This is a genomic window from Streptacidiphilus neutrinimicus (genome assembly GCF_000787815.1).
Lineage (GTDB): Bacteria > Actinomycetota > Actinomycetes > Streptomycetales > Streptomycetaceae > Streptacidiphilus > Streptacidiphilus neutrinimicus.
The window spans coordinates 1-12416 of sequence record NZ_BBPO01000079.1; the positions used below are offsets into that span (position 1 = coordinate 1).

The 12416-nt window shown below is 71.7% G+C and carries 10 protein-coding genes; 2 read left to right on the top strand and 8 right to left on the bottom strand.

What is annotated here, in order from left to right; all coding sequences use genetic code 11:
- Together TR48_RS32335 and TR48_RS32340 are read right to left on the bottom strand one after the other, a co-directional pair.
- On the bottom strand, positions 1-839 hold an 839-nt coding region (locus TR48_RS32335; RefSeq protein ID WP_052443236.1), incomplete at its 3' end, for a M48 family metalloprotease.
- A gap of 9 nt (positions 840-848) precedes the next feature.
- Complete coding sequence (locus TR48_RS32340) at positions 849-1232, bottom strand: BlaI/MecI/CopY family transcriptional regulator (RefSeq protein WP_042373938.1); 384 nt, start codon at positions 1230-1232, stop codon at positions 849-851.
- A 106-nt stretch (positions 1233-1338) separates the two neighbouring features.
- Between TR48_RS32340 and TR48_RS32345 the strand changes: the two genes are divergently transcribed.
- Both TR48_RS32345 and TR48_RS32350 read left to right on the top strand, forming a co-directional pair.
- Complete coding sequence (locus tag TR48_RS32345) at positions 1339-1971, top strand: phosphatase PAP2 family protein (protein ID WP_042373939.1); 633 nt, start codon at positions 1339-1341, stop codon at positions 1969-1971.
- Positions 1972-2102: 131 nt separating this feature from the next.
- Positions 2103-2594: a hypothetical protein gene (locus tag TR48_RS32350; RefSeq protein WP_052443237.1), complete on the top strand. Its 492-nt coding sequence runs from the start codon at positions 2103-2105 to the stop codon at positions 2592-2594.
- A 63-nt stretch (positions 2595-2657) separates the two neighbouring features.
- On the opposite strand, the gene TR48_RS32355 is transcribed toward TR48_RS32350, so the two are convergent.
- From TR48_RS32355 to TR48_RS32380, 6 genes are all read right to left on the bottom strand, one after another.
- A complete protein-coding gene (locus TR48_RS32355; RefSeq protein WP_439654514.1) occupies positions 2658-4013 on the bottom strand; it encodes a dipeptidase in 1356 nt (451 codons plus the stop codon).
- A gap of 83 nt (positions 4014-4096) precedes the next feature.
- On the bottom strand, positions 4097-5401 hold the full coding sequence (locus TR48_RS32360; RefSeq protein ID WP_042373943.1) for an MFS transporter: 1305 nt from the start codon (positions 5399-5401) through the stop codon (positions 4097-4099).
- A complete protein-coding gene (locus tag TR48_RS32365) occupies positions 5388-6236 on the bottom strand; it encodes a thioesterase domain-containing protein (protein ID WP_052443238.1) in 849 nt (282 codons plus the stop codon). Before TR48_RS32365 ends, TR48_RS32360 begins: the two co-directional genes overlap by 14 nt.
- Complete coding sequence (locus tag TR48_RS32370; RefSeq protein ID WP_042373945.1) at positions 6229-9402, bottom strand: non-ribosomal peptide synthetase; 3174 nt, start codon at positions 9400-9402, stop codon at positions 6229-6231. Before TR48_RS32370 ends, TR48_RS32365 begins: the two co-directional genes overlap by 8 nt.
- 150 nt (positions 9403-9552) lie before the next feature.
- A complete protein-coding gene (locus tag TR48_RS32375) occupies positions 9553-11121 on the bottom strand; it encodes a carbamoyltransferase C-terminal domain-containing protein (RefSeq protein ID WP_042373947.1) in 1569 nt (522 codons plus the stop codon).
- Positions 11122-11126: 5 nt separating this feature from the next.
- Positions 11127-12416, bottom strand: a 1290-nt coding sequence (locus TR48_RS32380) for an FAD/NAD(P)-binding protein (protein WP_500799099.1), incomplete at its 5' end; no start/stop codon positions are given.

Here is a 12416-nt window from a genome sequence, read left to right on the forward strand (position 1 = left end):
GCGCCGTTGAGCGCGCCGCGGCGCAGCCCGCCGCGGATGCCGAGCGCCGTCGCGGGGTTGCGCGCGGGCGCGTGCTTGGCCGCGAGCGCCGCCTTGCCGACGGCGCGGGCGGTCCGGTTCCGGTCGCCGCAAACGGAGGCCGCGGTCTCGTCCGCCCAGCGCTCGACGGTGTACGCGACGGACGTGCCGACCGGCCGCAGCAGCGGGTTGGCGGCGGCGGCCAGATGCGCGACGGCCACGAAGGCGTAGTGGTGCGCCCGCAGGTGGGTGCGCTCGTGGGCGATCAGCACCTCGCGCTCGCCCTCGTCGAGCGCGGCCAGCATGCCGGAGGAGACCACGATCCGGCCGGGACGGCCCGGGTGGCCGGGCAGGGCGTACGCCTCGGGAGCCGGGTCGTCGATGACCACGTAGTCCCCCGCGCCGGGCAGGCAGGCCGCCTCGAAGCCCGCCGCGACCAGCGCCCGGACCCGGCGTCGGACCAGCCGCAGCGCGGCCACCGCGACGACGGCCAGCACCACCGCGGCCAGCGCCGCCTCGGCCTTGGAGACCGGGTCGGCCTGCTGGACGGAGCCGAGCGACCAGTGGCCGAGGAAGGCCAGCAGCGGCACCCTGATCAGCCCCGCCAGGACCAGCACGCCGAGCGCGACGGTGCTGCCGCCCGCGAGGACGACGGCGGAGCCGGCCAGCAGCCAGGTGGCGACGCGCGGATCGAGCCGGTCGGCGAGCCGGGGCGCGGCAAGGCCCAGCAGGCCGGGCAGGAGCAGCGGCAGGTAGAAGAACAGGTGCAGCGCGTCGAGGCTGACCGCGAGGTGGAGGACGAGATGCGCGAGATCTGGCATGGCCGCTCCTCAGTCCGCACCCGGCGGGCGCATGGGCAGCGCTCCGCCGAGCAGGCCGCGCAGGATCTCCTCGTCGCCGAGGGAGAGGTCGTCCACGAAGCGGGCGAGCACGGCGTGCCGGTCCGGGTCGGCGTCGAGCGCCTGGCGCATCCGACGGGCCGTCAGGCCGTGGCGGTCGGCGACCGGGCTGTAGGCGAAGGCGCGGCCCTGCTTGACACGGCCGAGCAGGCCCTTGTCGTGCATCCGGGTCAGCACGGTGACCACGGTGCTGTAGGCGAGCACGCCGTCGAGGCGCTCCAGCACGTGGCCCGGGGTGAGCGCCTCGGGCGCGGCGGACTGGAGCAGTTCCAGGACCTCCGCCTCCAGCGCGCCCATCTGCCGCCTCTCGTTCATCTTCCGGCCATCTTCCCTTCACCTGCTACGGTCCTGTAGAACTTCGTGCAGCCCGAGTCTGCCACGGCCCGCGCCACCTCCACCACGAACACGAGAGAACCGCTTCATGCACCAGTACCTGGCCTTCGACGGCTCCGGCATCGACGGCGGCCTCTTCAGCACCATCACCGGCCTCGCCCGCGACACCCGGTGGCTGAACACCCCGATGGACCTGTGGACCAACGCCGGACTCGTCGTCTTCGCGGTGCTGATGGTGATCGGCTTCCTGCGGGCCCGGCGCCTCGACACCGCCGCGATGACGCTGGCGCTGGCGGCGCCCGTCGCCGTGGTCGGCGCGTTCGCCGTGGCCGAGGTCGCCAAGAAGCTCGTCGCCGAGATCCGCCCGTGCTACTCGATGCCGCACGCCTACATCGTCGAGGCCTGCCCGGTCCGCACCGACTACGCCTTCCCGAGCGGCCACACCACGACGGCCGCGGCCACGGTGGCGGCGCTGTGGCTGCTCGACCGGCAGCTCGCGTGGATCGCGACGGGCTTCGCGGTGCTGGAGGGTTTCAGCCGCGTCTACCTCGGCGCTCACTACCCGCACGACGTGCTCGGTGCGGCGGTGCTGGCGCTGCCGGTGGCGTACCTGATCAGCAAGGCGCTCGGGCGCTACGCGCAACCGCTGGTGGCGCGGCTGCGCACGGGCGCCCTGGAACCCGTGCTGACGCGCCGTCCCTCCGGCGCGCACGCCCGCTGAGCCGTGGCCGGGAATCACCCCGGAGAGCCGGGGCAGGGAACCATGGCAGGGGGTTCGCACGTATCCCCCACAGCCGGTTCCTAGCGGTTCCTGACGGACCGGCGTGCAACGTTCGGCCTTGGGAGTATTTGGTGACCTGCTTCTTCGACCCCTCGCACGGCTACGGCTCGGTCAACGTGGTCTGGCAGCCGCAGTGGGGTGTCCCGCGCCCGGTGCAGACGTGCCAGCAGTGCGCCCAGCGCATCGAGACCACGCCCCCGCCGTTCTACACGCCGCCGCAGGCCGCCGGTTACCCGCAGCAGGGCGGCTACGTCGCGGGCGGCTACCCGCAGCAGGGGTACCCCCAGCAGGGCGGCTACCAGCAGGGCTACCCGCAGCCCGGGTACCCGCAGCAGCCCCGCCAGGGCCACAGCACCGGCGCCGTCGTCGGCGCGGGTGTCGCGGGCCTCATCGGCGGCGCGCTCATCGGCGAGATGCTGAGCGACGGCGACGACGACCGCCGCGAGCGCGAGGCCTTCGAGGAGGGCCGCGAGTACGAGGAGCGCCGCGACTTCAACGGCGGCGGCTTCGGCGGCGACTTCGACGGCGGCGACTACGACGGCGACAGCGGCGACTTCTTCTGACCGGCTGACCGTGCGGCCCCGGCCCGGGCGGTTTCCCGCCGGAGGCCGGGCCGGGACGGCGGGTCAGCCCTGGTAGCGGAGGAGGAAGAGGGCCTCGGCGAGGGCGATGCGGGAGAGCTCGTCCGGGTCAACGCTCTCGTCGGGCGCGTGGATCAGGCACCGCGGCTCCTCCACCCCCATCAGCACGATCTCGGCGCGCGGGTAGAGCTCGGCGAGCGTGCTGCAGAGCGGGATGGACCCGCCCAGGCCCTGCAGGGCCAGGTCCTGGCCGAAGGCGTCGCGCATCGCCGCGCCCAGCGCGGCGTACGCGGGGCCGTCGGTGGCGGCGCGGAACGCCGCGCCGACGGAGCCGCGCTCGATCTCCAGCCGGACACCCCACGGAGCGACCCGCTCCAAGTGCGCCACCAGCGCGTCCTGCGCGGCCGACGCGTCGGTGCCGGGCGGGATACGCAGGCTGAGACGGGCGGCGGCGCGGGGCTGGACGGCCGCTGCCGAGCCGACCACCGGCGGGCAGTCGATGCCGAGCACGGTGAGCGCGGGGCGCGCCCAGACCCGGTCGGCGATCTCGCCCTCGCCCAGCACCTCGACGCCGTCGAGCAGCCGCGCGTCCGCGCGGAACCGATCGGCCGGGTACGCGAGTCCGGCCCAGACGCCGTCGGCCACCAGGCCGTCGACGGTGGTCGCGCCCTTGTCGTCGCGCAGCGTCGCGAGAATCCGGATCAGGGCCACGAGGGCGTCCGGCGCGGCCCCGCCGAACTGGCCGGAGTGGACCTCCGAGGCCAGCGCCGCGACCCGCACGGTGACCTCGACGACACCGCGCAGGCTGACCGTGGCCGTCGGCACGCCCGCCGCAGCGTTGCCGGCGTCGCAGACCAGCACGGCGTCGGCGCGCAACTCCTCGGGGTGGCTGCGGACGTAGTCCTCCAGCCCGCCGGTGCCCTGCTCCTCCGAGCCCTCGACCACCAGCTTCAGGCCGACCCGGGGCTCCTCGCCCAGCTCCCGCAGCGCCCGCAGCGCGGTGAGGTGGGCGACGATGTTGCCCTTGCAGTCGGCCGCGCCCCGGCCGTACCAGCGGCCGTCGCGCTCGGTCAGGGTGAACGGCGGTGAGGTCCAGGCCGCCTCGTCCAGCGGCGGCTGCACGTCGTAGTGGGAGTACAGCAGGACCGTGGGCGCGCCCTCGGGGCCGGGGCGTTCACCCAGGACGGCCAGGCTGCCGTCACTGGTCTCGGCCAGCCGCAGCCCGGTGAAGCCCAGTTCGGCGAAGGCGTCGCGGACCCACTCGGCGGCCCTGCGGCACTCCTCGGGCGGGTACTGCCGGGGGTCGGCGACCGAGGGGATCGCGACCAGGTCGGCCAGGTCGTTCCTGGCACTGCCCATCAGCCTGTCGATCGCAGCGGCCAGTTGATCACGCACGGGCACTCCTGTCCTTCGGTGGGAAGGTCCGGCACCGACGCTGCTCGTCAGCGAGCGGCGCCCCGGCGCCGGACCTTCGTAGGCGCCTGTCAGGCCGTCGCGACGGCGGGCTCCGCCGCCGGCGGCGGCAGTTCGCGCAGCCGGGTGACCGGGGAGAGCGCCAGTGCGATGATCACAGCGGCGGAGAAGGCCGCGGCGACCTCCAGCGCGTGCTTGTTCCCGATCGCCCCGGACAGCAGACCCGCCGTCAGACCGCCCAGCGCCCCGCCGCCGAAGAGCAGCATCCGGAAGCAGGCGGTCATCCGGCTCATCATCGACTGCGGCGTGGTGGTCTGCCGCACGCTGACGATGATCACGTTGGCCACGCCGAGACCGGCGTAGGTGGTGAAGAACGACACCACCATCAGACCGATCACGACCGGCTTGGGGCCACCCGCGATCACGATCACCGTCGGGCCGAGCAGCAGCAACGACTGGCAGACGAAGTACAGCGGCCCCAGCGGGAAGCGGGCGATCATCTTGCGGGAGATCGTCGCGCCGATGAGCCCGCCGACCGACGCCACCGAGAAGATCCCGCCCAGCGTGGCCGAGGTGAGCTTCAGGTCGTGGGTCCCGTAGAGCAGGAACATGGTCCAGACCGTGATCATCGAGAAGTTGCAGCAGAACCCGACGAACGCCAGCCAGCGCAGGATCGGGTTACGGAAGACCCAGCTCAGACCGGCCTTGATCTCCGCCTTCACATCCCGCCGCACGGTCTGCTCCGGACGCGGCTCCTCCACCCGGACGAGCAGCAGCGAGCCGACCGAGACCAGGTAGGAGACCGAGTCCACGACCATGGCCACCGGTGCGGTCAGCGCCGCCACCAGGGCGCCGGCGAGGCCGGGCCCGGCGACGTCGGAGATCGAGGAGCTGATCCCCATCTTGGCGTTGGCCTCGACGAAGTGCCGGGGGTCCTTCACCAGGGTGGGGACGAACGGCATCCAGCTCACGTCGTACAGCACCGAGGCGACGCCGATGGCGCAGGCGAGCACCAACAGCACCGGCATGGTGAGCTCGTGCGTCCAGTGCAGCACCGGGACCAGCCCGATGAGCACCATCCGCACCAGGTTGGTGACCAGCATGACGGTGCGCCGGCGAACCCGGTCGACCCAGACGCCGAACAGCAGGGCCAGGCCGATGTAGGGGGCGAGCTGCAGGAAGCGCAGCACGCCCACCTCGTCGTTGCTGGCGTTGAACGCGAGGATCGCGGTCAGCGGCAGCGCCAGGTTGGTGACCTGGGTGCCGAGCAGCGAAAGCGTCTCGCCGCCCCAGAACTTGAGGAAGTCGGCGTGGTGCCACAGGCTCGGCAGCGGCGCCTCGGCGACCTCGTCGGTCTGCGGTTCAGTGACCGACATCCGTCCTCCCGTCCGTCGCCTCCGCGGCGTCCGCCTCGTCCAGGGTGTCCTGGACGATGCGGCTCAGGGCGACCAGGGAGTCGCCGCTCCACACCGAGTGGTGGGTGCCGGGGACGGTGTACTCCTTGAGCCGCGGCAGCACCCGCTGCCAGCGCATCTCGTCGGCGGGCGACTCCCCGGCGATGATGTGCACCGCCGGCCCGTCGTGCACGCCGGCGATCTCGATCGAGTAGAACCCGGCCAGGTGCGCCCGGAACACGGCGTACTGCTCGGCGAGCAGCTCCGCGTCGAACTCCTCCGGCAGCAGCCCCGACTCCTCGACGGCGGCGAAGACGAACTCCGCCTCGACGTCCGCGGGCCAGCCCTCGAAGAGCGCCAGCAGCTCGGCCGGGGTCTCGTCGGACAGGCCCATCATGTCCCTGATGTAGCGGATCAGGATGTCCCGCTCCGGCGGGAGCGGCTGCGGCGAGGGCAGGCCGGAGTCCACCATCGTCAGCACCGTCACCCGGCAGCCGGCCGCGGTGAGCAGCTTGGCCATCTCGTAGGAGAGCAGCCCGCCCAGCGACCAGCCCAGCAGCCGGTACTCGCCCTCGGGCCGGAAGGCCCGCAGGATGTCGACGTACTCGGCCGCCAGCTCCTTCAGCACGGTCACCGGCTCGCGGTCGTTGTCGAAGCCGGGGGCCTCGAACCCGTACACGGGCTGGTCGTCGCCGAGGAGCCGGGTCAGCCCGGCGTAGGAGTACGCCGAGCCGGAGACGGCGTGGACACAGAAGAGCGGGACCCGGCTCCCCTCGGGCTGCAGCGGGACCAGCCGGTCGAGGTCGAGGTCAGCCACGGGCCTTCGCCTCCTTGGCGGCGACGAGCTCGTCGACGACCTTGGAGATCGCGCTCAGGGCGGCGTTGCCGTAGAGCAGGCGAACGCTGATGCGGATCTTGAAGGACTTGTTGATCCGGCTGACCGCGCGCAGCGCCTGCAGCGAGTTGCCGCCGATGTCGAAGAAGCTGTCGTCCGCGCCGACCCGGGGCAGGCCCAGCACCTCGGCGAAGATCTGCGCGATCTCGGTCTCGGTGGGCGTCGAGGGGGCGAGGTACTCGCGGCCGTCGCCGCTGTCGACGGGCTCCGGCAGGGCCTTGCGGTTGATCTTCCAGCCGTCGTTGTTCATCGGGAAGGCGTCCAGCGCCACCCACGCGGTCGGCACCATGTAGTCGGGCAGCGACTCGGCCAGGTGGCTGCGCAGCTCGTCGGTGCCCGGCTGCTCGTCCACCGAGGTGAAGTAGCCCACCAGACGGTTCTCGCCACGGCGGTCGGGGCGCATCAGCACCACGGCGCGCAGCACCTTCGGGTGCGACTGCAGCGCGATCTCGATCTCGCCCAGCTCGATCCGCAGGCCGCGCAGCTTGACCTGGTTGTCGATCCGGCCGAGGAACTCGATCTGGCCGTCCTCGCTCCAGCGCACCAGGTCGCCGCTGCGGTAGACCTTGCTGGTCGGGTCGAACGGGTCGGTGATGAACTTCTCCGCCGTCATCTCCGGCTGGTTGAGGTACCCGCGGGCCAGGCCGCCCTCGGCGCCGCCGATCAGCAGCTCGCCGTGGACGCCCTTGGGCACCAGGTTGTTCCACTGGTCGACGACGTAGACCTGGCGGTTGAGCTGCGGCCGGCCGATGGGCGGCGGGGTCGTCCACACCTTGTGCTCGACCTCGTAGTCGGTCTGGCCGATCGCGCACTCGGTCGGGCCGTACAGGTTGAGGTAGCGGCGGCCCGGCAGGTTCCACTTGTTGACCAGCTCGGGCGGGAGGACCTCGGCGCCGCCCATGACGTACTTGAGGTCCGGGTAGGGCTCCGGCTCCATGACCGACTGCATCGCCGGGGGCAGCCCGGCGTAGGTGACCCGCTGGTCGCGCAGCAGCGCGGTCAGCGCCTCCGGCGACTGGGCGTCCTCGGGCGAGACCGCCACCACCGTGGCGCCGACCAGGAATGCGGTCCAGATCTCGCCCTGCGACATGTCGAAGTTGAGCGCGGGCAGCTGCAGCAGCCGGTCCTGCGGGCCGAAGTCGAAGCGGCGGCGGTAGGACTCGCAGAAGAAGGAGACCGCCCGGTGGGCGATCATGACGCCCTTGGGGGTGCCGGTGGAACCGGAGGTGTAGAGGATGTAGGCGAGCGACTCGCGGTCGGCCCACTCCTCCAGCGGCTCCTCGGCGTCGTGCTTCTCGATCTCCGCCCAGTCGGCGTCGATCTGCACCAGGGCCCAGCCGGAGGACTCCGGCAGCGCGCCGGCCAGCGGCGAGCGGGTCAGCACCACCGGTGCCCCGGTGTCACGGATCATGTAGTCGAGCCGGGCCGCGGGCAGCTTCGGGTCCATCATGGCGAAGGCGCCGCCGGCCTTGAGGATGCCGACCATGGCCACGTAGGCGTCCAGGTCGCGGTCGATCACCGTGGCGACCACCTGGCCGTGCTTCAGCCCCAGCGAGCGCAGGTGCCGGGCCAGCCTGTCGGCCCGCCGGTCCAGCTCGCCGTAGGTCAGCTCGACGCCGCGGCAGACCACCGCGATCGCGTCCGGGGTCTCGGCGGCGATCTTGGCCAGGCCGACGTGCAGCGCGTCCTCGGAGTACTCGGCGGCCTCGCCCTTGCCGACGGCGAGCAGCTCCTCCCGCTCGGCGTCCGGCAGCAGCGGCAGCTGTGAGACCTTGAGCGAGCTGTCCTCGACGGCGGCGGTCAGCACCGTCTCCACGTGGTTGAGCAGCCCCTGGATGCGCCACTCGTCGAAGAGGTCCTTGGAGTACTCGACGAACGCCTTGAGCGTGTCGCCGTCCTCGACGAAGTCGATCGCCATGTCGAAGCGCGACCCGGTGGAGGCCAGGCTGACCGGCTCCCCGGTGGTTCCCTCGAAGTCCACGCTGCCACCGGAGTTGGCCGAACCCAGCAGCTGCATGGAGATCTGGAAGAGCGGGTTGCGGCCGGTGACGCGCTGCGGCTGGATCCGGTCGACGACCAGGTGGAACGGGACCTCCTGGTGCTCGTAGAGGTCCAGGTTGGCGTCGAGGGTGCGCTCCAGCAGCTCCGCGAAGGTCGGGTCGCCGGAGAGGTCCGAGCGCAGCACGACCATGTTGACGAACAGGCCGACGACCTGCTCCAGCTCTTCGTCCATCCGGCTGAGCATCGGCACCCCGATGGGGATGTCCTCCTGGCCGGTGTAGCGGCACAGCACGGTGTTCAGCGCCGCCGCCAGCACCATGTACAGCGAGACGCCGTGGTCCTTCGCCAACTGGCGTGCCTTGATCAGCAGTTCGCTCGGGTAGGGGCGGATCACCGAGTCGGCGCCGCGGACCGGCACGGCCGGGCGGGGACGGTCGGTCGGGAACTCCAGGGTGGGCAGGTTCTCGAGCCGCTCCGCCCAGAAGTCCAGCTCCTCCTTCAGGGTCTCGCCCTGCATCTGCTCGCGCTGCTCGCGGGCGAACTGGAGGTACTGGGACCCGGAGTCGGCGAACTCGGGCTCGCGGCCCGCCAGCAGGGACCGGTATGCCTCCGCCAGCTCGGCGTTGACCACGCCGGAGGACCAGCCGTCGGTCACGATGTGGTGCAGGTTCTGCATGAAGACGTGGCTGTCGTCGGCCAGCTTGACCACGCGGTAGCGGTACAGCGGGCCCTGCTGCAGGTCGAACGGCTTGTTGGCGAGCTCTCGCAGCGACTCCTCGACCGCCAGCTGCTGCTTTTCGGCGTCGAGACCGGTGCGGTCCACGATCTCGAGCTCGACCTCGCTCGGCTCCGCCAGGAGCTGGTACGGGGTGCCGTCCTCGGCGTGGATGGTCACCCGCAGCGCCTCGTGCCGGGCCACGATCAGGGTGAGGCTGCGCTGCAGCAGGTCGACACGGAGCGGACCGGTGAGCCGGGAGGCCAGCAGGATGTTGTAGACGGTGACGCCGGGGGTCAACTGGTCGAGGAACCACAGCTGTTCCTGGCCGAAGGAGAGCGGGGCCTGCGTGCTTACATCTGTGGAGGTCATGCGAGAACTCTCTGACTCGTGATCCGGATTCAGGGGGGAACGACAGGTGGGCACGTGGTGCGACCGCGGCCCCTGGGGGCGGCGCGGTCGCACCACGTGCTGGTCACCCGAGCGGCGGCGCTTCGGTGACGACTTCGGCGAGGGCTTCGGTCACGACTTCCGCGGGGTGACGAAGGTGTCGTTGATGACGTATCCGTCCAGGCCGTGCTTCTCGCCGTACTCGAGCAGGTCGCTCGTGGTGTTGAGGAAGCCGCGGCCGTTGTTGTTCAGCGAGGTGTTGCACAGCACGCTGAAGCCGGTGATGTCGCGGAACGCCACCAGCAGGTCGGCGATGCCGGGGTTGCGCTCGTGGGTGACGGTCTGGGTGCGGGCGGAGCCGTCGAAGTGCGTGACGGCCTTGAGGTCATCGGTGGTGACCCGGTTGAAGAAGAGCATGTACGGGTCGTGCACCGAGCCGTGGAACCACTTGTCGGCGTCCTCCTCGAGGGCGATCGGAGCGATCGGGCGGTAGCCCTCGCGGCCCTTGATGGTGTTGAGGCGGACCGTGGTCTCCTCGGTGAACGGCGCGGCCAGGATGGAGCGGTTGCCGAGGGCGCGCGGACCCATCTCGTAGCGGCCGCGGGCCCAGCCGATGATGTTGCCCTGCTCCAGGTAGCGGGCCACCTCGCTGTGGACCAGCGGACGGACCTCGTACTTGGCCGGGTCCGGCTCGATGTCCTGGACGAAGTGCTCGCCGGCGTAGACGTCCCACTCGATGGAGGCGGTGCCGGTGTGGAACCACTGGGCGTCGATCGCGGTGCCGAGCGCCGAGCCGCTGTCGTTCGGGCACGGCGGCACGAACACCGAGGAGAACAGGCCACTCTCGCGGAACTGGGCGTTCCAGTTGCAGTTCAGGCCGCAGCCGCCGGAGATGAGCAGCGGCAGGCCCTCGGTGAGGTTCTTCTCCGCGTAGTCGAAGAAGCGGCCGAAGATCGCGTCGGAGTGGGCCAGCGCGGCGTTGCGGTAGATCTGCGACTCGACGGTGGCGTTGTGCAGCGGCGACCACTTCAGGTCGTCCTTGTCGACGCCGAGGACGATGCCCTCCTGCGCGAGGATGAAGTCGATCGTCTCCTGCTCGGCCTTGCCGATCGGCTTGCCGTCGGCGAAGGCGGTCAGCGCCATCTGCTTGCCGGCGTGGCTGTAGTTGAAGAAGCCCTTGCCGGCCGGGTGCTTCGGGTCCGCCAGGGAGAACAGGTAGGCGTACTTGTTGCCCGGGTCGGACATGACGTGCTTGAGGTGGGTGACGTGGCCCTTCTCGTCGATGCGGTAGAAGGAGCCGATGTTCCCCTCCCACACCAGCGAGTAGTGCGGGGTGCCGGAGGCGGCCGGGGCCATGCCGTAGGCGGTCATGATGTGCGACCGCTCGTGGGTGGAGGAGAAGATCCGGACGTCCTTGCCGTAGAACCGGCCGGCCGTGTCCTGGATCGCACCGTCACCCACGCCGAAGTAGCCGGCGCGGGACGGCGGCTCCACCGAGTGGAAGCCCTTGACCCAGCCGCTGAGCGCGACCACGTCCGGAATCCGGTCGAGGAGACCGGCGGCGCGGGTCATCACCTCGGCGGTCAGCCGGTCATAGCGCGGGAAGTTGTCCTTCTCCGACTCAAGGGCGAACAGCAGCTTGCCGTCCTCGATGGCGACGATGCCGCCGTCATGGCCCTCTTTGAATCCCAGGATCAACATGGTGGTTACTGGCCTTCCGTGGTTGTGATGGCTGCGCTCGGTTGCAGCGACCCGTGGTCGCGGTCAGGGGCCTGCCCGGCCGTCTGCCCGGGCTGGCGCGTGGTGGTGGCATCGGGAGCGAACAGGGGCGCGAGGGCCCGGTCGAGGTCGGTCAGCGCGCGCGACCAGACGCCCGGAGACGGCACGTAGTGGTTGTAGTAGCTGGCGCCCTCGGCGGGCGGCCCGAAGACCGCAACGCTGCGGTTGCCCACGTCACCGCCGAGAGGGGTGAGGAAGCCGTCGCGGTCCAGCACGAGGTTCCCGCCGGGGCCGGTGACGGCCCACTTCCGCAGCGAGCGGCCGACCGGGTCGGCGTCGGAGTCGGCGGCGGGCCACTCGAGGTTGGCACGGACCACCACGTCGGCGTAGATCCGGTAGGGCGTGGCGAGTTCGGTCGAGCTGAGGCACCAGCCCACCGAGTCGCGCGCGAGCAGCGGACGCGGGCCGGGGCCCGGGAGCACCACGCCGGCCTCGATCAGGTCGAGCACCTCGCGGATGCGCTCCTTCTGCGGGCCGATCACCGCCCGGTTCACCAGCGCGGTGTAGCGCCGCATGAAGTACTCGTGCGACTCGTCGGTGAGACCGGGCGGGTCCACCGCCGCGCGCAGACCGTCGCGGTGGTCCCGGAGCACCTCCAGTCCCTCCTTGACGGCGCTGACGCCCAGTCCGGCCTCGGCCTGGCGCAGGTCCGCCTCGGCGCGCTCGATCAGCAGCTCGACGTAGCGCGGGTAGCTGTCCAGCGTGCCGCCCTGCTTCCCGTCCGCGCCCTCCGCGGTGTCCGCGTCGTCCGCGGCGGAGCGCAGGATCCGGGTGACCAGGGCGGTCTCGGCCTCGGTGGCGGCGGCCATCCGGCCCAGCGCCTCCCGCAGCACCAGCGGTTCGATGTCGCGGGCGAAGTCGAGCCGCCCGTCCTCGGTGCCGGCCCGCAGCTCGGCGACGGCGTCGGCGGTCAGGTGCGCCGCCGGAGCCGCGCGCCGCTCCGTGGTGGTGGCCGGGCGGCCACAGGGCAGCCAGCCGTTGCGGTTGGCCAGCACGATCCGCGGCTCCCGGCCGGAGGGCCGGTAGCCGTCCGGGCCGAACTCGCCGCCGCGGCCGACGGTGAGCGAGGCGATGACGTCCATCGCGGTCAGACCGGTGCCCAGCAGGGCCACGGTGACCCCGCCGGGTATCGCGTCCACCTGGTCCGGCAGCGGGTACGGCGTGGAGATCACGCCGTCCTCCACGGGCGGGGCGGGCTGGGCCAGGCCGTGGCGGGG

What these genes read in the sequence shown, in the direction of transcription:
- TR48_RS32345 (WP_042373939.1), top strand. Translation starts at nt 1,339, where the DNA reads ATGCACCAGTACCTGGCCTTCGACGGCTCCGGCATCGACGGCGGCCTC.
- TR48_RS32375 (WP_042373947.1), bottom strand. Translation starts at nt 11,121, where the DNA reads ATGTTGATCCTGGGATTCAAAGAGGGCCATGACGGCGGCATCGTCGCC.
- TR48_RS32370 (WP_042373945.1), bottom strand. Translation starts at nt 9,402, where the DNA reads ATGACCTCCACAGATGTAAGCACGCAGGCCCCGCTCTCCTTCGGCCAG.
- TR48_RS32360 (WP_042373943.1), bottom strand. Translation starts at nt 5,401, where the DNA reads ATGTCGGTCACTGAACCGCAGACCGACGAGGTCGCCGAGGCGCCGCTG.
- TR48_RS32340 (WP_042373938.1), bottom strand. Translation starts at nt 1,232, where the DNA reads ATGAACGAGAGGCGGCAGATGGGCGCGCTGGAGGCGGAGGTCCTGGAA.